Annotated in this window: 20 protein-coding genes; 6 read left to right on the top strand and 14 right to left on the bottom strand. The window is 66.8% G+C overall.

Translation table 11 applies throughout. From position 1 onward, the window contains the following. Window positions 1–35: 35 nt before the first annotated feature. The 4 genes from HT136_RS08350 to crtY are packed head-to-tail and all read right to left on the bottom strand — an operon-like array spanning window position 36 to window position 3766. Window positions 36–632, bottom strand: a complete 597-nt coding sequence (locus HT136_RS08350) for an LOG family protein (RefSeq protein ID WP_214199186.1) — start codon at window positions 630–632, stop codon at window positions 36–38. Window position 633: 1 nt separating this feature from the next. Beyond that, complete coding sequence (locus HT136_RS08345) at window positions 634–1074, bottom strand: hypothetical protein (RefSeq protein WP_214199184.1); 441 nt, start codon at window positions 1072–1074, stop codon at window positions 634–636. Then, window positions 1071–2549 carry a phytoene desaturase gene (locus HT136_RS08340; protein ID WP_214199182.1) on the bottom strand — a complete coding sequence of 493 codons (1479 nt, stop codon included), beginning with the start codon at window positions 2547–2549 and terminating at the stop codon, window positions 1071–1073. The genes HT136_RS08345 and HT136_RS08340 overlap by 4 nt, the downstream gene beginning before the upstream one ends. Continuing rightward, window positions 2546–3766 (bottom strand): lycopene beta-cyclase CrtY, encoded by a 1221-nt coding sequence (gene crtY / locus HT136_RS08335; RefSeq protein ID WP_214199181.1) that lies wholly within the window; start codon window positions 3764–3766, stop codon window positions 2546–2548. The genes HT136_RS08340 and crtY overlap by 4 nt, the downstream gene beginning before the upstream one ends. 47 nt (window positions 3767–3813) lie before the next feature. Here crtY and HT136_RS08330 point away from each other — a divergent pair, with 47 nt between their 5' ends. Together HT136_RS08330 and HT136_RS08325 are read left to right on the top strand one after the other, a co-directional pair. Beyond that, window positions 3814–4383: a GNAT family N-acetyltransferase gene (locus HT136_RS08330; protein WP_246543475.1), complete on the top strand. Its 570-nt coding sequence runs from the start codon at window positions 3814–3816 to the stop codon at window positions 4381–4383. Window positions 4384–4503: 120 nt separating this feature from the next. Then, the gene (locus HT136_RS08325; RefSeq protein ID WP_214199179.1) at window positions 4504–5358 is read left to right on the top strand and encodes a MipA/OmpV family protein; all 855 of its coding nucleotides are present in this window, start codon (window positions 4504–4506) and stop codon (window positions 5356–5358) included. Here HT136_RS08325 and HT136_RS08320 read toward each other — a convergent pair. Continuing rightward, window positions 5355–5999 (bottom strand): uracil-DNA glycosylase family protein, encoded by a 645-nt coding sequence (locus tag HT136_RS08320; protein WP_214199177.1) that lies wholly within the window; start codon window positions 5997–5999, stop codon window positions 5355–5357. The genes HT136_RS08325 and HT136_RS08320 overlap by 4 nt on opposite strands. Window positions 6000–6333: 334 nt before the next feature. Between HT136_RS08320 and HT136_RS08315 the strand changes: the two genes are divergently transcribed. After that, complete coding sequence (locus HT136_RS08315; protein ID WP_214199175.1) at window positions 6334–6486, top strand: lmo0937 family membrane protein; 153 nt, start codon at window positions 6334–6336, stop codon at window positions 6484–6486. Between the two features lie 49 nt (window positions 6487–6535). Here HT136_RS08315 and HT136_RS08310 read toward each other — a convergent pair whose 3' ends face one another. Next, entirely contained in the window at window positions 6536–7816 is a 1281-nt protein-coding gene (locus HT136_RS08310) for a multidrug effflux MFS transporter (RefSeq protein WP_214199173.1), read from the bottom strand. Between the two features lie 90 nt (window positions 7817–7906). On the opposite strand from HT136_RS08310, the gene dinB reads away from it, so the two are divergent. Beyond that, window positions 7907–9028, top strand: coding sequence for a DNA polymerase IV (gene dinB / locus HT136_RS08305; RefSeq protein WP_246543448.1), 1122 nt, complete (start codon window positions 7907–7909; stop codon window positions 9026–9028). 99 nt (window positions 9029–9127) lie between these two features. On the opposite strand, the gene HT136_RS08300 is transcribed toward dinB, so the two are convergent. The 8 genes from HT136_RS08300 to HT136_RS08265 form a co-directional block, all read right to left on the bottom strand. Beyond that, a complete protein-coding gene (locus HT136_RS08300) occupies window positions 9128–9526 on the bottom strand; it encodes an NUDIX domain-containing protein (protein ID WP_343222140.1) in 399 nt (132 codons plus the stop codon). Window positions 9527–9600: 74 nt separating this feature from the next. Next, window positions 9601–10218 carry a 6-phosphogluconolactonase gene (locus tag HT136_RS08295; protein WP_214199169.1) on the bottom strand — a complete coding sequence of 206 codons (618 nt, stop codon included), beginning with the start codon at window positions 10216–10218 and terminating at the stop codon, window positions 9601–9603. A gap of 194 nt (window positions 10219–10412) precedes the next feature. Next, entirely contained in the window at window positions 10413–10871 is a 459-nt protein-coding gene (locus HT136_RS08290) for a Dps family protein (protein ID WP_214199167.1), read from the bottom strand. Window positions 10872–10970: 99 nt separating this feature from the next. Then, window positions 10971–11528, bottom strand: a complete 558-nt coding sequence (locus HT136_RS08285) for a TMEM165/GDT1 family protein (protein WP_214199165.1) — start codon at window positions 11526–11528, stop codon at window positions 10971–10973. Between the two features lie 44 nt (window positions 11529–11572). Continuing rightward, on the bottom strand, window positions 11573–12325 hold the full coding sequence (locus tag HT136_RS08280; protein WP_214199163.1) for an HAD-IIB family hydrolase: 753 nt from the start codon (window positions 12323–12325) through the stop codon (window positions 11573–11575). Between the two features lie 139 nt (window positions 12326–12464). After that, window positions 12465–13274: a class I mannose-6-phosphate isomerase gene (locus HT136_RS08275; protein WP_214199162.1), complete on the bottom strand. Its 810-nt coding sequence runs from the start codon at window positions 13272–13274 to the stop codon at window positions 12465–12467. Between the two features lie 42 nt (window positions 13275–13316). After that, window positions 13317–14372, bottom strand: a complete 1056-nt coding sequence (locus tag HT136_RS08270) for a mannose-1-phosphate guanylyltransferase (RefSeq protein WP_214199160.1) — start codon at window positions 14370–14372, stop codon at window positions 13317–13319. 195 nt (window positions 14373–14567) lie between these two features. After that, window positions 14568–15836, bottom strand: coding sequence for a mechanosensitive ion channel family protein (locus HT136_RS08265; RefSeq protein ID WP_343222139.1), 1269 nt, complete (start codon window positions 15834–15836; stop codon window positions 14568–14570). 264 nt (window positions 15837–16100) lie between these two features. On the opposite strand from HT136_RS08265, the gene otsB reads away from it, so the two are divergent. Both otsB and HT136_RS08255 read left to right on the top strand, forming a co-directional pair. Next, on the top strand, window positions 16101–16910 hold the full coding sequence (gene otsB / locus HT136_RS08260; RefSeq protein ID WP_214199158.1) for a trehalose-phosphatase: 810 nt from the start codon (window positions 16101–16103) through the stop codon (window positions 16908–16910). 7 nt (window positions 16911–16917) lie between these two features. Beyond that, entirely contained in the window at window positions 16918–18822 is a 1905-nt protein-coding gene (locus HT136_RS08255; protein ID WP_214199156.1) for a glycoside hydrolase family 15 protein, read from the top strand. The last annotated feature ends 54 nt before the right edge of the window (window positions 18823–18876 follow it).

The raw sequence follows: 18876 nt of genomic DNA, 5'->3' as shown, positions 1-18876 counted from the left end.
CGCAGTCCGATCGATGCGAAGGAGCCCCGCTCGCCTCACAAGGTGTCGGGATCCATCTTCACGATCGGCACGATCGGCTCGTGCGCGCGCATGCGTTCGAGCAGCAGATCGAGTTCGGTCTCGGCCAGGATGATGCCCTGGTGCGCGGGCCGCACGAAGCCGACCTCCGCCATGTGCCGGTTGAAGGCGAGCAATCCGTCGTAGAACCCGAAGGCGTTGAGCACGCCGACCGGCTTGTCGTGATAGCCCAGCTGCGACCAGCTCACCGCCTCCCACAGCTCGTCCATCGTGCCGACCCCGCCCGGCAACACCACGAAGCCGTCCGAAAGCCGCGTGAAGGCGGCCTTTCGCTCGTGCATGTCCTTGACGATGTGAAGCTCTGTGCAGGCGTGATTGGCCACTTCGCCGCCGCGCCCGTTGGCCCCGGTGAGCGCCTCGGGGATGACCCCGATCACTTCGCCGCCCGCCTCGAGCGCTCCCGAGGCAACCGCGCCCATCAGGCCCAGCCGGCCGCCCCCGTAGACCACGCCGATGCCCATTCCCGCGAGCGTTGCGCCGACCTCGCGGGCGAGTTCGACGTAGCGCGGATCCTGCGGCGTGGCCGAGCCACAATAGACAGCAAGACGTTTCATTTCAGTCAGTCACCTCGAAATGGACCTGCGCGCCTTCGGGCAGGTCCTTGATCTGTCCGGCGATGTCGCCGGTGAAGCGGATGTAGGTCGCCAGATCGATACGCACCATGTTCTCGCTCTCGTAGTCCCCCGCAATGAGCGCCTCGGGCCGAAAACCGTAGACTTCGCCAAGCAAGGTCGCGCCGAGCCGGGCGTCGGCGGCCGCGACATGGGCATCGGCGCGCCAAATGATCTGGGTCTCGGGGCTGGCCATGTGCGCCTGGGCCGCCGCTTCATCGCCCAGCTCGGCCAGTTCGAGAAGCTCGGCATCGAGATAGTGATAGGTGCCCGAGGCATCGAGCACGAGCAGGTGGCCGAACAGCGAATGGGCGACGATCTCGCTGAATTCAACCCCCGTCCAGCCCCAGGCCTGGCGCAGTGCGGCCAGTTCGCGCGCCCTCATGCGATGTCGCCCAGCATGAGCTTGGCGGTCGCCTTGGCGCTGCCCACGACCCCGGGAATGCCTGCCCCCGGATGCGTGCCCGCGCCCACGAGGTAGAAATTGCGCAGCTGGTCATCCCGGTTGTGGCCGCGGAACCAGGCGCTTTGCGTGAGGATCGGCTCGAGGCTGAAGGCGCTGCCCTTGTAGGCGGCAAGATCGGCCTCGAAGTCGTTGGGCGCGTAATGGAAACTGGTCACCAGCCGGTCCTTTATGTCGGGCACGAGACGGCGGCCGACTTCGGCCAGCACGCGCTCCTCGAGGATCGGGCCGACCTCGTCCCAGTCGATCGGCAGCTTGCCCATGTTGGCAACCGGGATCAGCGCGTAGAATGTGCTCTTGCCCGGCGGTGCCATCGAGGGGTCGGTGACCGTGGGATGGTGCAGGTAGATCGAGAAATCGCGCGGCAGCACGCCATGCTCGTAGATGTCGTCGAGCAGGCCCTTGTAGCGCGGACCGAACAAGATCGTGTGGTGCGGGATCCCCGGCCAGGTCCCCTCGAGCCCGAAGTGGACCACGAAAAGGCTGGGCGAGAAACGCTTGGTCGCCAGTTTCTTCGCCATCTGCGCGCCGCGCCGGTTGTCCGACAGCAGGTCGCGGTAGGTGTGCATGATGTCGCCGTTCGAGGCGACCGCATCGAAGCGCTCGCGCCAGCCGCTGGCGCATTCCACCTCGGTCGCCATGTCGCCCACGGTGTGGACCTGCACGACCTTGTCGCCCAGGCGCATAGTTCCCCCGATCCGCTCGAACAGCGCGACCATGCCCGCGACAAGGCGGTTGGTGCCGCCCTTCGCCCACCACACGCCGCCGTCCTTCTCCAGCTTGTGGATGAGCGCGTAGATCGCGCTCGTGCTCATCGGGTTGCCGCCTACCAGCAGGGTGTGGAACGAGAGCGCCTGGCGCAGATGCTCGTCCTTCACGAAGCTGGAGACCATCGAATAGACCGAGCGCCACGCCTGATAGCGTGCCAGCGCCGGGGCGGCCTTGATCATCTTGCTGAAATCGAGGAACGATTCGTGGCCAAGCTTGACGTAGCCCTCCTGCCACACCCCCGCCGCGTAGCGCTGGAACTCGTCGTATCCGGCAAGGTCCTGCGGGGCGATGCGCGCGATCTCGCGGTGCAGCGCGGGCTCGTCGTTCGAATAGTCGAACGAGACGCCGTCGGTCCAGTTGAGCCGGTAGAAGGGCATGACCGGCATCAGCGTGACATCGTCGGCCATGTCCTGCCCGGCGGTGATCCACAGCTCGCGCAGGCAGTCGGGATCGGTGATGACGGTGGGGCCGGCGTCGAAGGTGAACCCCTCCCGCTCCCAGTAGTAGGCCCGCCCGCCCGGCTTGTCGCGCGCCTCGACGAGCGTGGTCGCGATCCCGGAAGCCTGCAGGCGGATCGCCAGCGCCAGACCGCCGAACCCCGCACCGATGACACAGGCCCGCTTCATCGCGTCGCTCCCACAGCGCCCGGCGGGGCGAGGTCCGCGAGCGGCCGTCCGCGCCCGACAAGCGCGCCAAGCGCCGCGCCCACTGGCACCGGCGGCTTTCCGGCAAGGACGCGCGCCATGTCCGCAAGGCTCGACCGGCCGGCGTAGAAGCGCTCGATCAGGGGCGCGGGCAGGCGGTAGAAACGCGCGAGCATGCGCCATCGCTCGTGGGGCGCGGCGGCGCCGAACAGCATTGTCGTCAGCATGCGGTAGAAGCGCCCTTCGCGCCAGTGGTGTGCGGCCCAATCATGACAGGTCCTTCCTAGGCTCTCCCCGGAGACATTGTCGAGCCCGGCGAGATGGAGCGCGAAGCGTACAGCATCGGGCAGCGAATACGAGGTCAGTGGGTGAACGAGGGCGGCGCGCACCCCGGCGCGGGCCGCAATGGCGCTCGCGGCGTCTTCGCCCGGCGCGTTCCAGAAGGCCTCGAAATCGCCCGAGGCGATCACCGGAAGCGCGCCCGCCTCCTCGTAAGCGCAGCCGCGCACCCGCCAGCCGCGCGCCGCCACATAGGCCGCAATACGCGCCGCCAGCACCTCGCGCTCGATCCGGGGGGCATCGGCGTAATAAGTATCCTCGACGAAGATCCGCGTCGGCGAGAAGGGCAAAAGGTAGACGAAGCGGTAGCCGTCCAGTTGCTCGACATCGGCGTCCATCACCACCGGCCGCGACAGGCCATGGGGTGCCTCGAGCTCCAGCATCTGACCCAGGAAGACCTGCCAGCCGCCGCACATGTGCGCCAGCCCCCGCCCCCCGCGCGCGTCGAGAACCGCCCCGGCGGTGATGCGCCGGCCATCGGCGAGCGCGACATGGCCGGCATCGGCCGCGACGACCCGCGCGCCCAGGAAACGGGCCTCGGGCGGAAGAACTTCACGCAGGTGTGCGTCGAGCCGTTCGCTGGTCACGCTTGCGTAGGGCGTCTCGAGGGTGCGTTCGTAGCCCGGGAATCGGACCGCGTAGCCGTCCCAGCGCGCCGCGACGAGCGGCGCAAGCAGGTCCCAGCCCTCGGGCGCGAGATCGCTGTCGAAGTAGGACCAGACATGATCGCCCCCGAATCGCTCGCCCTGCTCGACAAGCGCGATCCGCAGTTCGGGACGCGTGCGCGCCAGCGCCAGGGCGACCAGCGCCCCCGAAAGCCCGCCCCCCAGAATAGCCAGATCACAGCCATGGTCAGTCATTAACAAGACGCTCAGTATTACAGGTAGGACGGGCCAACTTGGCAAGCATGCTGCTTTGCGGCATTGTCATCACGATGACAAAAGACGAACTGACAGTCGAGGACGCCTCCTTCGAGGATGCGGAATCGATCACCGAAATATATTCGCATTACGTGCTGCAAAGCACCGCGACTTTCGAGACCGAGCCGCCCGGTTGCGACATCATCCGCCGGCGCATCGACGATCTCACGCAGTACGGCTATCCGTTTCTGGTTTCGCGCGACGAGAACGGCAAGGTCCTCGGCTTCGGTTATGCCCAGCGCTATGGCCCGCGCGTGGGCTACCGCTACAGCGTGGAAACCACCATCTTCGTGCGCCCCGACAGCCTGGGGCGCGGCATCGGCTCGAGCCTGATCGCGGCGCTTGTCGACGAATGCGAGAAACGCGGCTTTCGCCAGGCCTTCGCGGTGATCGCCTCGTCCGAGCCGACTTCGGTGATCCTCCATGCCCGCGCGGGCTACCTTCCGATCGGCACGCTCTCGGGGGCAGGCTGGAAGCACGGCCAGTGGATCGACGTCTTCCTCATGCAGCGCAAGCTCGGAGAGGGCAACGACACGCTTCCCGAACCCCCGACCTGATACGTTCCGACACACCGCGCGCATCCCCGATTTACATTCCCGCCCCAGGCCCATGCTCCCGGCGGAAACGTTCTGCGCGCTGGAACGTTGCTCGCCCAACGCAAGCAACTGGGGAATCAAATGAAAAATTCGATCTGCGCCGCCCTGCTGGCCAGTGCCACGCTTTTGGCCGCCAGCACCGCCGCGCACGCTCAGGACGACGCCGAGCCCAAGCGCAACGTCTTCGAGGGCGATAGCCTGACCATCGGCCTCGGCGCTCTATATGGCCCCAGCTACGACGGTTCGGACGACGGGCGAATTTCGCCGCTGCCGGCCATCCGGGGCCGCATCGGGGGCGTGACCATCAATCCGCGCCAGGGCGGCGTCGCGCTCGACGTGATCCCCGATGCGCGCGGGGCCAAGGTCGGCCTCGCCTTCGGACCGGCCGTGGGGCTCTCGCTCAACCGCGCGCGCGGCATCAAGGACCCGGTGGTCGCTGCCGCGGGCAAGCTCGACATGGCGGTCGAACTGGGCGCCAACGCCGGGCTGCGCATCAACCGCGTGCTCCACGACTACGACTGGGTCACGATTTCGAGCGACGTCAAATGGGACGTCGCAGGCGCCTATGGCGGCATGACGGTGCGCCCCGCGATCAGCTACAACACCCCTCTCAGCAAGGGCGTGCTGCTGACCACGATGGCCTATGCCCACCATGCCGACGACAGCTATGCGCGCTACTACTATTCGGTGACGCCCGCCCAGAGTTCGGCGAGCGGCCTGCCCCAGTTCAACGCCAAGGGCGGCTGGGACAAGGTGGGCGCGGGCGCACTGGTCGCCTGGGACCTTTCCGGAGACTTGCGCGACGGCGGCTTCGCCGTGCTCGGTCTTGCCGCCTACTCACGCATGCTCGGCGACGGCAAGACGACGCCCTACACCAGCCTGCGCGGCTCACCCGACCAGTGGCTGGGCGGGCTCGGCATCGCCTATACCTTCTAGTCCTTGGCCGGTTGCGCGCTCGCGAGGGCTTGCTCGACACGGGCGCGCAGATTCGGGAGGAGCTCGGCCTCGAACCAGGGATGGCGCGCCATCCACAGGCGGCTGCGCCAACTGGGGTGGGGCAGCGGCAGAACGCCTTGCGGGGCGTCGCGCCAGCGCGCGACGGCCTGTGTCAAGCTGCCCGCAAAGCCGCGCGGCAGGTAGCGTTTCTGCGCGTGGAGGCCGACCAGCAGGGTGAGGCGCACCTCGGGCATGTGCGCGCGCAAGGGCGCGTGCCACAAGGGCGCGCATTCGCGCCGGGGCGGCAGGTCGCCGCCCGTCCCCTTGCCCGGATAGCAGAAACCACTGGGCATGTGGGCGACGCGCTCGGCGTTGTAGAAAGTTGCGTCCGCAAGGCCGGTCCAGCCGCGCAACCGATCCCCGCTGTCATCGTCCCAGGCGCGCCCGCTGGCGTGGACGCGGGTTCCCGGTGCCTGACCGATGACAAGAATCCGTGCACGCCTTCCGATCTGCACGACCGGGCGCGGCGGGTGCGCGAGAGCGCCAGCACAGACCCGACAGGCCGCGACCCGCGCGAGCAGGTCCTCGAGCGATGTCTCGTCGGCTTCGCAATCGGGCCTGGAAGATGGATGCGCGTCCATGCACGCGTGATGTGGACATCCCCTTGCCCACGCACAAGAACGCATCGAGACGGCAGAAGGACGCAGACGGCCCCTTTTTTGGACAGCAATCTGGCTCCGGCGTTTCGCGAAGAAACGGGTGCGTCCCGAAGAGCCGCAACGGCGAATTCGCATCGAGCAAGGGCGATTCGCGGTCGCAACACCGTGCATGCGCACGATGGGAGAGTCCCGCAAGCGTTCTGCCACCGCCCGGGCCCGGCGTGCGACAACCGGCTCGCAACGAAACTCGCGGGGCGCGGAGCCTAACCGCCCTTTGCGCGTTTCAGAATTCTATTCCTCTCCAAGGAGACACCCCATGCTTTTCACAATCGCCGCCATCCTGCTCGTTCTCTGGCTGCTCGGCTTCGTCGTGTTCCACGTGTCGAGCGCGCTCATCCACGTCCTGCTGGTGATCGCCGTGATCGTGGGCCTCGTGCAGCTCTTCCGCGGCGGCCGACGCGGGGTCTGACCCCTCAGCTCGCCGCGCAGCCTGATCGCACGACGTCCGAGCCGTGCGATCAGCCGCCGTGCGGGGGCGTCTTGGGCGGCTGGTTCTGGCGGTAGTATTCGGGCGGATTGATGCGACGGAACAGCTTGCCGCGTTCGGAATAAAGCACCATTGCCAGCGCCATCACGCCCAGAACCGCCATGCTGCCCGCGATCGGCAGCGCGGTCCCGTCAAACGACAGTCCGATCGCCGCGCCGATGAGCGAGCTCAGCACCATGCGCACGAACGACATGACCGAAGCCGCGGCCCCCGCGATGCGGGCGAACGGCTGAAGCGAGATCGCCTGGAAGTTCGCGGCGATGAAGCTGAGCATGCACATCGAAATGGTCATCAAGACGACGAAGGCCCACAGACCCTCCTTGCCGCTCATCGCCACGAGGGCGTGGATCGCGCCCATGACGATGAACACGAACAGCGCGCAGTGCGACACGCGCCGCGCACCGAAGGCGACGACGATGCGCGCATTGATGAAGTTCGCCCCCGCCATGACCAGCGCCATGAGTCCGAACAGGACGGGGAACAGGGTGCCCGCGCCCAGCGTCTCGCCGACCAGCTGCTGCGCGCTGTTGAGATAGCCGAACAGGCCAGCCTGGACGAAAGCGGCCCCCAGGAAATAGCCGATCGCCGAACGCTCGGTGAGTGCGAGGCGCATGTTCCCCACGATCACCAGTGGACGTATCTCCTGCTTGTTCTCGGGCAGAAGCGTTTCGGGCAGGCGCAGGCCCGCCCAGATGAACACCACCACGCCCATCGCGCAGGTAACCCCGAAGATCCAGCGCCAGCCCGCCACCAGCATGATCGCCTGGCCGACCATCGGCGCGATCATCGGCACCACCATGAACGTCGTCGCGATCAACGACTGGGTCCGCGCCATGGCATCGCCCTCGTAACGGTCGCGCAGGATCGTCATGGGCATGACCATCATCGCCGAGGTCAAAAGGCCCGCGATCCCGCGCGCGAGCAGGAGGACCGGAAAACTGGGCGAGATCGCGCAGACGAACGTGGCGATGAAATTGCCCGCTGTCGCGAACAGGACGACCCGGCGCCGCCCGAAGCGGTCGGCAAGCGCGCCGGGAAACAAGGAACCGATCCCCGCACAGGTCATGAACACCCCGACCACCAACTGGCGTTCGTTGGCTCCGGAAACCCCCAGATCGTTCGAGATATGGCCCAGCGCAGGGAGCATGACGTCGATCGAGAGCGACATGAGCGCCTGCATCGCGGCCATCAGGCCGACGAACTCGGCCTGGCCCATGGGGAAGGCATCGTCTTGGGGATGTGCACCGGTCATTCCGCGCGCATGCCGCAGTTGCGAAATTTAGGCCAGCAGATTCGCACCTGCACCAATACATTTCAATCGGCAACCCCTATATGGGACACCATGTACCCCCACGACAATCCGGACGAGGACGAAGCCGAGGGCCTGCGCAAGATCATCCATGTCGACATGGATGCCTTCTTCGCCAGCGTCGAACAGCGCGACGATCCCTCGCTGCGCGGCAAGCCCGTGGCGGTGGGCGGCGCCTCGGGGCGCGGCGTCGTTGCAGCCGCCAGCTACGAGGCGCGCGTGTTCGGGGTGCGCTCGGCCATGCCCTCTTCGCGGGCGCTGCGCCTGTGCCCCGATCTCATCTTCCGCAAGTCGCGCTTCGACGTCTACCGCGCGGTCAGCCAGCAGATCCGCGCGATCTTTCTCGACTACACCCCCCAGGTCGAGCCGCTCTCGCTCGACGAGGCCTATCTCGACGTCACCGAGGACCGCAAAGGGCTGGGGTCCGCGACGCGCATTGCGCAGGAGATCCGTGCCCGGATCAAGGCCGACACCGGCCTCACCGCCAGCGCCGGGGTCTCGTACAACAAGTTCCTCGCCAAGCTCGCGAGCGACCAGAACAAGCCCGACGGCCTGTGCGTGATCCGCCCCGGCGAGGGTGCCGCCTTCGTCGCGACGCTGCCCGTGCGCCGCTTCCACGGCGTGGGCCCGCGCGGCGCGGAGAAGATGGCGAAGCTGGGCATTGCGACCGGCGCGGACCTTGCGGCGAAGGACCTCGCCTTCCTGCGCATGCATTTCGGCAGCTTCGCCGAGTACCTGTTTCGCGCCGCGCGCGGCGTCGACTTGCGCCAGGTACGCCCCGATCGCCCCCGCAAGTCGGTAGGCGGCGAGCGCACCTTCGCCGAGAACATCAAGGACCTGGCGCAGCTTCGCGACACGCTCGAGACGATCATCGAGACGGTGTGGGAACGCATCGCGCGCGCCGATGCCCGCGGCCGCACGGTGACGCTCAAGCTGCGTTACGCCGATTTCACCACGATCACCCGCGCACGCTCGGTCCACCAGTGGGTCGCCGACAAGGCCGAGTTCGCCGCCCTTGGCCGAGCGCTGCTCGAGGATCTGCTCCCCCTGCCCCAGCCGATTCGCCTGATGGGCCTGACGCTCTCGGCGCTCGAGCAGGACGCGAAGGCGAGCCCGGCGCGCGCCGAGAAGGATGGTCAGCTGTCGTTGCTCTAGAGCGGTTTACGATCAGATTGCATCAGATCGACCGCTCTAGCTTGTTGTTTTGACGCATTTTCTGAACCGTCAGGTGATTCCACCTGACTGAAAAATGCTCTAGCGTGCCGCGATCCAGCCGCTGATCAGGTCGGCAAGGCCAGCGGGCATGGCTTCGGGCAAGGCATCGATCGCGAAAGCCCGCGCTTCCACGATCTCGCGCCCGTCCGGCACGGGATCTTCGCTGGTTTGCCCCACGACGACATGGACCACATTGCTCGCGCCGTGGAGGTCTTCGTCGGACAGCGCGACCCGCCGCCCGTCGCGCAAGTGGCAGCCGGTCTCCTCGAGCAGTTCGCGCGCGCCCGCGCCGACCGGATCCTCGCCCGCCTTGAGGCCACCGCCCGGCGGCATCCACTTGTCCGAACCATAGCTGTGCCGCACCAGGATCACGTGCCCCGCAGGATCGAGCGCGAGCACCCTCACGCCCTCGACGGTGGGCTTGCGCCACTTCCACACCTGCTTGCGCAGGCCATGGGCAAGGCGGAAGAGCGAGCGGTGGAGCGGCGCGGGCAGCGCGTGGAGAAGCCGCTTCAGCAGAAGCAGGTCACCGCGTTCGGGTAGGCGCCGAGGAAACGTGCCACGGGCAGGTCGTTCTCGCCCGCGACGGCCGCGTCGAACACGAGCCGCTTGTCGGCGCCCCGGATCACGAACATGACCTGGTCGGCGTTGACCAGCGAGGGGATGGTCAGGCTGACGCGATCGAACGGCGCCTCGGGCGGCAAGGGATCGGGTGTCAGGCGCCGCACCGGGGCCGGATCGTCGACTTGCGGGTCGGTATTGGGAAAGAGCGAGGCGATGTGCCCATCGCCGCCCATGCCCAGCCAGGCCAGCGCGAAATGCGGGGGCCGTGCCGTCTCGGTCAGGGGGACGATCCGGGCCCCGGCCGGCTCGAGCAGGGCGCGAATCTTGCCAACGTTGCTGGCGGCATGGTCCTCGGCCACGATGCGATCGTCGCCCGGCCACACGCTGATGCGCGACCAGGGCAGGTCCGAGGAGGCCAGGATCTCGAAGATCGGGAACGGCGTCGAACCACCCGGGACGGTGATCGCGACTTCGGCCGAGACGGAAAGGGCGCCATGAAGACGTTCCGCCACCCAGGCGGCAATGGCACCGTTATCGGCGCCGGCAATGATTTCGGGCTGCGACATGCCCGCCGGTCTACCACCTGCCCCTTGCCCTGCAACCCCAATGTGCGCGCCCGCACACATTTGCGTGGCCCGCTTCACCCTGCCCCGGAACGCAGAAGGGCCGGCCACCCGATACGGCAGCCGACCCTTCTGCTGATTGCTTATGTGCCGATTGCGTGCGGCGCGCTCGCGCGGCCCCGCTTATGGCGTGGCGATCAGGCGATGATCTCGCGCAGGAACCAGGCGCGTTCCTCGGCCTGGTCGGTCCAGTCGTCCACGATGCCGTCGGTGGCGTTGTCGCCCGCTTCGCCAGCCGCCGCCTTCACTTCGCGCAGGCGCTCGATATAGGCGATGTTGTCGTCCATCAGTTCCTTGACCATCGCCATCGGCTCGATCGAGGTGGAATCCTGCGGCGCGATCTTGGTCTTGGAAACAATCGCGTCGGGGCTGGTCAGCGTGGTGCCGCCCTGCTTGCGCACGCGTTCGGCAATCGTGTCGATCAGCGCCTGGACTTGCGCCGCCTGGTCGTCGAACAGCAGGTGCAGGTCGCGGAACTGAGGCCCCTTGACGTGCCAGTGGAAGTTCTTGGTCTTGATGTAGAGCGCAAAGGTATCCGCGAGAAGCCCGTTCAGGCTGTCGATCAGCGCACCCTTGGCGTTGTCATTGCTGGCCATCGAAATTTCCCTCCTAGGTTGTCTGCCACCATCACCTGGCAGCCACGATATATGATTGGAAACACGAATTAGAAGGTTTTGTTCGATCGAAAAAATCGATTACAATATACGCATTTGTGCAAGTGCAAGGTAGAGCGCGACTGCCACCAGCACGCCTCCCGCCACCCGGCGAAACCCGCCAAGGGCTCGATGGCTGACAAAGTCGGGCATCGCCCAAGCGAGCCCGACCAACACCAGGCTCGACAGCGCGCCAGCCCCGCAGGCGAGATAGGGCGCCGCCATCGCGACGCCGAGCCCGACGATCAGGAACCGCGCCGCGTCGCTCACCTGGTGGCCCAGGATCACGAGGAAAAGCGCGCCAAGCGAATGGGTCGGCTCCTTCCACGCGCGGCGAACCCGCAGGGCCAGCGATTCCAGGCCGGCAAGACCCAGCGCGATCGCCGCGAAGATCGGCCGCGCCGGAGGCGGGAGCTCGCCCACCATCGCCTGCGCGACCCATCCCGCGAGCGCACAGCTCAGCACGGTGCAGAGCGCAGCCACGACGAGGATCGCGGGACGCCCGTTCTGGCGCGCCGACAGGGTCGCGATCGTCAACTGGTCGCGCGCGCCCGCACCCACCAGGAGCACGGCGAGGAACGTCAGGTAGAAGGCCGGCATCGCGTCATCCGTCGCTTGCGCAGGCCTTCACTCCGCACGCGCGATTACGCGCCCTTCTGGCAGGCGATGATCGCGGTGACGACATTGGCGGTGTCGGACGGGTCGCGCACGCAGACCGTGTCGAGCCCCATAGCCTTGGCCGGATAGTCGTTGCCGCCCGGGAAGATGGCATCGCCGATGAACAGCATCTTGTCCTCGGCCACCCCCGAATGTTCGGCAAGACGCTTGAGGCCCCAGGCCTTGTCGACGCCGGGCTGGGTGATGTCGACCGAGGTCGCGCCGCCCAGGTTGACCGAGACTCCGGGCAGGCGCGTGACGAGATCGGCCTGGATCACTTTGCGCTTGGCGAAATCGGGGTCCCAGACTTCCTTGGCCTCGAGCGGGGCCTGCTGGCCGAGCGCGGAGAAGGTGATCTGGCTGCCGCGATCCTCGATCCGCTCGCCCCAGGTTTGCTCGGGCACAAAGCCGGTCGCCTCGAGCGAGGCGTCGAACGCCGCCAGGATCTCGGCCTTCTGCTGGTCGGTGAACAGCTCGGCATAGACCGGGGTCCAGGCGCCGTCGCGGTGCACGTAAAGCTTCGCGCCGCTGGTCGGCATCATCCACAAGCGCGAGAGATCGGCGTGCGCGGGCAGGCGCGAGGCGACCTGCTTCTGGAACTGCGGCCAATCCCCGCCCGAAATCACCGCGACTTGCGCGACTTCCAGCAAGCCAGCCATAAGATCGGCCATCTCATCAGTCAGCGGCTGCTTGCTCAGGGCCAGCGTGCCGTCGAGATCGAACGCGACAATTTCCTTCATTCCCAACCCCTAGCCTTCGAAAATTTCGCCGTCGCCCCGGTCCGGGGAGCCTTGCGGCAAGCCCCCATGCCAGAGTGCGCGGCGCGCGGCCACTGGCGCAGATGCACCGGTCCGAAAAAATGCCCTGCCCGCCTCCGGCTCAGCCGCCACGCGCGAGAAGGCAGACGGCATCCTCGTCGAATACGACTTCGGACAAACTCGTAGCCAGCGCGCAACCACCGGGCCGCAGGTCCTCGCCACGCACGGTCACGCGACCTTCGCGCGGGATCACGAGCAAGGCTCCCGGATAGCGCGCGGCAATCGCGGCCTCCGGCGCACCCTCGACCTGGTCGAGGTAGAACAGCGGGCCGTCGACGAGCGTGCGCGAACCGTGCGAGGGAACCTTGGCCGACCATTTCGCAAGGTCGTAGACGGTGCCCTGCGCGACCGCCATGCCTTCCTCGAGGTGCAGTTCGCGCGGGCGCCCGTAGTCGTAGAGACGGTACGTGATGTCGCTGTTCTGCTGCACCTCGATCAGGCTGACGCCAGCGCCGATGGCGTGGACGGTGTTGGCCGGGATGTAGAAGAAATCCCCCGGCTCGACCGCGTGCCAGGTCATCTTGCCCTCGATCGAGCCGTCGAGCGCAGCGGCGCGCATCGCGGCCTCGTCGATGGCTTCGTCGAACCCGATGCCCAGCGTCGCGCCCGGCTCGGCGGCGACGATCAGCCAGCATTCTTCCTTGCCCTGGCGGCCGATGCCCTGTGCCTGGGTCTGCGCATCGGAAGGGTGGACCTGAACCGAGAGCTTCTCGCTGGCGAAAATGTACTTCACCAGCAATTCGGGCAGCTCGGCCGGAGGTTCGAACCAGATCTCGCCGATCCGCTTGCCCTCGGGCGCGACGAAGGGTTCCGGCAGGTGGTCCTTACCCCAGGGCTTTTCCACCTGACGCACAGGAAGCGAGGCAATCATCTGAAATCCTTACAAAGACTTGATCTTGGACCCCTGCGGCCCTTACTGGTTCTTGGCGCCGCGCAAGGCGCCGACCTTTTGCGCGCCCGCGACGCTCGTCACCATCACGTCGTCTCCATCGACGACGACGACCACATCTTCAAGTCCGATCACCGAGACCCGCGGCCCGTCGCTGTCGACAAGCACGTTGCGGCAGTCGACCAGTTCGACTTCGCCCGTCACGCGCGTGGTGTTGCCCGCATCATCGTGGTCGAGGGCCTCGTGCAGGGCGTGCCAGTTGCCGATATCGGACCACTGCATGGCGGCGGGGACCATCGCGGCCTTGGTCGTGTTTTCCATCACCGCGTAGTCGACCGAATCGCCTTCCACGAGCGCGAAAGTAGCGGCGTCGGGGTGGAAATTGCGGCCCTCGAGGCGGCCCTTCTCCACGGCTTCGCGCACTTTCCCGGCGATCTGCGGGCGATGGGCTTCCAGTTCGGCCAGGAAATCCTGCACCCGGAAGGCGAAGATCCCGCCATTCCACGAGTAGCTGCCATCCGCGAGAAAGGCCTGCGCCCGCGCCAGATCCGGCTTCTCCACGAATTGCGCGGTGCGAAAACCGGCAGCCCCGTCGGCCGCCGCGATCGCCTCTCCGCGCTTCAGGTAGCCGAACCCGGTTTCGGGCGCGGTAGCCTCGATGCCGAAGGAGACCAGCCACCCCTCACTGGCCAACGCCGCGGCGGCTTGGGCCGCCTCGATGAACGCATCGGGGCGGCCGATGTGGTGGTCGCTCGGGCAGACCAGCATGATCGTGTCCGCCGGCAGGCCATAAGCCGCGAGCGCGATGGCCGCGGCCGTATTGCGCGCCATCGGTTCGACGATGATCCGGCTGCCCTCAGCCTGTTCGAGTTGGGCCTCGACATGCTCGAGATGCGCCGCACCGGTGACGACGAAGGGAGCCGAGAAGCCGGCCGACGCCGGACAACGCGAAACGGCCTGTTCGAACAGGGTCTGCTTGCCGACCAAGGGCAGAAACGGCTTTGGCTTCGAGGCGCGGCTTCGCGGCCAGAGTCGCGTGCCGTTCCCTCCGCAAAGGATAACTGGAACTATTTCTGCCATTCCCCACTTCCACATTTGAAAAATTCAGCTCTCTGTAAGCAGTGGATACTGCATTTATGCTGCATTGCAACGCCAGCCTCGCAACTTGTTGGGAAGGTACTGGCTGCAGCTGCGGATGACGAAGGTGGCGCCCTCCCCAGGGGGTTGCACTGCGCCATCTTGTACAACCTTCCTAGCCCGAACCCGCAATCTACCTCACGCCCGGTCGACGGGCGAACGCAGCCCGCCAAGTGCCTGAACAAGGTCAGCTCCGCCGGGCTTCTGAAAAACGCGCAAGCCGAAGCGGGGCATAATTGCGACTAGATGGTCGAAGATATCCCCCTGAATCGCCTCGTATTCCCCCCAGTCGACAGTGTTCGTGAAGCAATAAATCTCAAGTGGGAGACCGTTCTCGGTCGGATCGAGCTGGCGCACCAGCAAGGTGCCACGATCGGCGATGCGGGGGTGGGCCTGGAGATAGGCAGCGACGTAGGCTCGGAACGTACCCAGATTGGTCGGTTGGCGACGGTTGACCACGCCGCCCTCGGCCTCCTCCTGCGGTGCATGCGCCTCATTCCATTCACGCAGTTCCTGTTCCTTTCCCACCATGTACGGGCGCAGGATCGTGAAGGCGCGCAATTCCTCCCACTGCGCCGCGGACAGGAAGCCCGCGGTCGTCTGGTCGATCAGGAGCGCGCGCTTGATCCGCCGGCCTCCCCATTCACGCATGTGCCGCCAGTTGCGGAAGGATTCGGTGATGAGCTTCGCGGTCGGAACCGAGGTCACTGTCTTGTCGAAATTCTGCACCTTGATCGTGTGCAGCGCGATGTCGATGACATCGCCATCGGCGTTGAGCTGGGGCATCTCGATCCAGTCGCCCACGCGCACCATGTCGTTCGAACGCAACTGCACCGAGGCCACGAGCGAAAGGATGGTGTCGCGGAACACCAGCATGAGGACCGCCGCCGCGGCGCCCAGGCCCGACAGCAGGATCACCGGCGACTGGCCGATCAGGATCGCGACGATCAGCAGGGCGGCCGTGGCGTAGACCCCGATCTTGCCGATCTGGACATAGCCCTTGATCGGCCGGCTGGCCGCCTCCGGCTTGAGTTCGTAGGCATCGTTGCCCAGTTCGAGCAGGTCTGCGCCCGCGCGCGCCAGCGTAAGCACGATGAACGCACGGGCGAGCGCCTGCACCACGCTTACAAGGGTATCGGGAAGCCCTCCGATCACACCGATGCCCTGCAGCAGGATGACCGCCGGCACAACATTGGACAAATGGGTGACCAGCGCCCGGACGTCGCCCGCCTCGTTGCGCAAGGGCGTGCGCGCGATCAGCCGTTCAACCGGATGAACGACCACGCGCTTGGTCAGCCAGTTCGCGAAACCGGCCAGCAGCACGATCCCGGCGAGCGCCAGCAGCGGCCTCGCCCAGGCCACGTCCGCAAGGCCCCAATCCGAGAGCGCGATGCCCCACTTCTCCACAATCGAAATGCCGTCCTCCCGCTTGCCGTTCCAGGGTTCCGATCCCGCGGGCCGACCCCGGGGACGCCCGTGTGCCTATTTCAAGGCCGGGCCGCCGGGTCAACGGCTGGAACCCGAACGCCTGCCGATTGTTGAGCGTAAAACCGCCCCGGGCAATCCCTCGCGCGTTGCATCGCGTCACCCTGCCGACGCGGGCCTGGCACTCACCCCGTCCGCCTACCTTAGGGCTGGCCATATCGATCCAATGGTGCAAGACTGAACACAATGACCGATCCGAGCGACAGTCTCTCGCTGGCGGAACATGGCGCGGCCCCGCGCGATCTCCCGCCCCCTGCCCCTTTGCGCCTGAACGCGCGCACGGCGCTTTTCCTCGACTTCGACGGCACCCTCGTCGAAATCGCCGATCACCCCGACGCGGTCTTCGTGCCCGATACGCTGGGCGAGACGATTCACGCGCTCGCGCGCGCGCTTGAAGGGCGGCTCGCGCTTGTCAGCGGGCGGGCGATCGACGCGCTCGAGGCGATGCTCGGGCCCCTAGAGGTCGCCATCGCCGGCTCGCACGGCGGCGAATTCCGCCCGGCGGGTGCGCGTGAGGCCGAGGCCCTTGCCGAACCCCTGCCCGCGCACGTACTCGAGCGCCTGTCCAGCTTCGCACGCGCCAACGGCGACATGCTCGTCGAGCCCAAACCGCACAGCGTGGCCGTCCACTACCGCCGCCATCCCGGCGCCCTGACCGGCCTGCTCGCCTGCGCCGAAGAGATCGCCCGCAGCGAAGGCATCGCGATGAAGCACGGCAAGCAGGTCGTCGAGCTGGTCATGCCCGGCTCGGACAAAGGGTCGGCGGTGCGCGCCTTCATGCAGCGCCCCGAATTCCAGGGCACGAGCCCCTTCTTCGTGGGCGACGACGTGACCGACGAGGACGCCTTCGAAGCCGTTGGATCGCTGGAAGGCGCCGGCGTCCTGGTCGGCCCACTGCGCGCGACCGCCGCGCACTGGCGCCTGCCCGATGTCGACGCCGTCCATGCCTGGCTCGACGCTGCACTCAACCCATCTGCTGCTTCCAAGGGGATCTGACGCAAACATGACCGTGACCAGATCGACCAAGCCCGCGCCCCGCCCTGCCCCGCGCATCGCGCCCGAAGGCGACACGCACGTTGCCGGCGCTGCGCATCCAAGTTCGCTCGAACTCTGGCCGATCGGCAATTGCCAGGTCAACGGCCTCATCGACGAACGCGCCGCGCTGGTCTGGGGCTGCGTGCCGCGAGTCGACGGCGACCCCACGTTCTGCGCGCTCATGCGCGGCGACAAGGGGCAGGATGCGGGAACCTGGCGCTTCGAGCTGGAGAACCAGGTCTCGGTGACCCAGCACTATGTGCGCAACACGCCGATCCTGATCTCGCGGCTGGAAGATGCCGATGGCGGCGCCATCGAAGTGGTCGACTTCTGCCCGCGCTTCGAGCGATCGGGTAGGATGTACCGCCCGGTCGCCTACGCGCGCATCGTGCGGCCGGTGGCGGGGTCGCCACGGGTGCGCTGCGTGCTCACCCCGATGAGCGGCTACGGCGCGCAGCTCGCGCCGATGACGCACGGCTCGAACCACATCCGCTATCTGGTCGAGCGCAACGCCCTGCGCCTCACCACCGACGCTCCCATCGGCTACGTGCTCGACGAAAGGCTGTTCCGGCTCGAGCGCCCGCTGCACTTCTTCCTCGGCCCCGACGAGCCCTTCAACGGCAACGTCGAGCACGAGCTGCGCATGATGTACCGCCTGACCGATGCCTACTGGGGCAACTGGGTGCGCAGCCTTGCCACCCCGCTCGACTGGCAGGAAGCGGTGATCCGCGCGGCAATCACGCTGAAGCTGTGCCAGCACGAGGAGACCGGCGCGATCGTCGCCGCGCTGACCACCTCGATCCCCGAGGCGCCCGGCTCGCAGCGCAACTGGGACTACCGCTACTGCTGGATCCGCGACGCCTACTACACCGTACAGGCGCTCAACCACCTCGGCGCGCTCGATGTCCTGGAAAAGTACCTCGCCTACTTGCGCAACATCGTCGACGACGCCGAAGGCGGCTTCATTCAGCCGCTCTACGCGGTCAGCGGCGCCAAGGAAATCATCGAATGGGTGGCCGACGACTTGTGCGGCTACCGCGGCATGGGCCCGGTGCGCGTGGGCAACGCGGCCTATTACCAGGTCCAGAACGACTGCTACGGCCAGATCGTGCTTCCCTCGATCCAGGCCTTTTCGGACCAGCGCCTGATCCGCATGGCCAACTACGACGATTTCGAGAGCCTCGAGAAGGTCGGCGAGATGGCTTGGAAGACGCACGACCAGCCCGATGCGGGCCTGTGGGAGCTGCGCACGCGCACGGCGGTCCACACGTATTCCAGCGTGATGAGCTGGGCGGCGTGCGACCGCCTCGCCAACGCCGCCGAGCGCCTCGGCCTCTCCGACCGCACGCTGTTCTGGCGCGAACGGGCCGATACGATCCGCGCCAATATCGAGAAAGGCGCCTGGCACGCGATCGAGGGCCCGGACTTCGACGACGGCGGTGCGGGCGGACACTACGCCGCCGCCTTCGGGGGCGACCAGCTCGACGCGAGCCTGCTGCAGATGGTCGAGCTGCGCTTCGTCGAGGCCGACGACCCGCGCTTCCAGGCAACGCTTGCCGCCGTCCAGAAAAGCCTGCGCCGCGGCGAGCACATGCTGCGCTACGCCAACGAGGACGATTTCGGCCTGCCCGAGACCGCCTTCAACATCTGCACCTTCTGGCTGATCGAAGCGCTGCACCGCTCTGGACAGGACGAGGAGGCGCGCCGCCTGTTCGAGGCCATGCTTGGCCATCGCACCAAGTCAGGGCTTCTTTCGGAAGACATGGACTTCGAGACGAGCGAGCTGTGGGGGAACTTTCCCCAGACCTACTCGCTTGTCGGGATCATCAACTGCGCCGGGCAACTGTCGCGTTCCTGGCGCGACTGGCGCTAGGATTCCACCCGCGCGATGCGGATTTCTCGCGCAGGGATGCGCTGCACAGGGGAT

This window comes from Novosphingobium profundi (genome assembly GCF_018491765.1).
Taxonomy (GTDB): Bacteria; Pseudomonadota; Alphaproteobacteria; order Sphingomonadales; family Sphingomonadaceae; genus Novosphingobium; species Novosphingobium profundi.
This window is presented reverse-complemented; position numbering and strand designations above follow the sequence as displayed.

Coding starts and splice junctions, on each gene's coding strand:
- HT136_RS08350 (WP_214199186.1), bottom strand. CDS start 632: ATGAAACGTCTTGCTGTCTATTGTGGCTCGGCCACGCCGCAGGATCCG.
- HT136_RS08345 (WP_214199184.1), bottom strand. CDS start 1,074: ATGAGGGCGCGCGAACTGGCCGCACTGCGCCAGGCCTGGGGCTGGACG.
- HT136_RS08340 (WP_214199182.1), bottom strand. CDS start 2,549: ATGAAGCGGGCCTGTGTCATCGGTGCGGGGTTCGGCGGTCTGGCGCTG.
- crtY (WP_214199181.1), bottom strand. CDS start 3,766: ATGACTGACCATGGCTGTGATCTGGCTATTCTGGGGGGCGGGCTTTCG.
- HT136_RS08330 (WP_246543475.1), top strand. CDS start 3,814: ATGCTGCTTTGCGGCATTGTCATCACGATGACAAAAGACGAACTGACA.
- HT136_RS08325 (WP_214199179.1), top strand. CDS start 4,504: ATGAAAAATTCGATCTGCGCCGCCCTGCTGGCCAGTGCCACGCTTTTG.
- HT136_RS08320 (WP_214199177.1), bottom strand. CDS start 5,999: ATGGACGCGCATCCATCTTCCAGGCCCGATTGCGAAGCCGACGAGACA.
- HT136_RS08315 (WP_214199175.1), top strand. CDS start 6,334: ATGCTTTTCACAATCGCCGCCATCCTGCTCGTTCTCTGGCTGCTCGGC.
- HT136_RS08310 (WP_214199173.1), bottom strand. CDS start 7,816: ATGACCGGTGCACATCCCCAAGACGATGCCTTCCCCATGGGCCAGGCC.
- dinB (WP_246543448.1), top strand. CDS start 7,907: ATGTACCCCCACGACAATCCGGACGAGGACGAAGCCGAGGGCCTGCGC.
- HT136_RS08295 (WP_214199169.1), bottom strand. CDS start 10,218: ATGTCGCAGCCCGAAATCATTGCCGGCGCCGATAACGGTGCCATTGCC.
- HT136_RS08290 (WP_214199167.1), bottom strand. CDS start 10,871: ATGGCCAGCAATGACAACGCCAAGGGTGCGCTGATCGACAGCCTGAAC.
- HT136_RS08285 (WP_214199165.1), bottom strand. CDS start 11,528: ATGCCGGCCTTCTACCTGACGTTCCTCGCCGTGCTCCTGGTGGGTGCG.
- HT136_RS08280 (WP_214199163.1), bottom strand. CDS start 12,325: ATGAAGGAAATTGTCGCGTTCGATCTCGACGGCACGCTGGCCCTGAGC.
- HT136_RS08275 (WP_214199162.1), bottom strand. CDS start 13,274: ATGATTGCCTCGCTTCCTGTGCGTCAGGTGGAAAAGCCCTGGGGTAAG.
- HT136_RS08270 (WP_214199160.1), bottom strand. CDS start 14,372: ATGGCAGAAATAGTTCCAGTTATCCTTTGCGGAGGGAACGGCACGCGA.
- otsB (WP_214199158.1), top strand. CDS start 16,101: ATGACCGATCCGAGCGACAGTCTCTCGCTGGCGGAACATGGCGCGGCC.
- HT136_RS08255 (WP_214199156.1), top strand. CDS start 16,918: ATGACCGTGACCAGATCGACCAAGCCCGCGCCCCGCCCTGCCCCGCGC.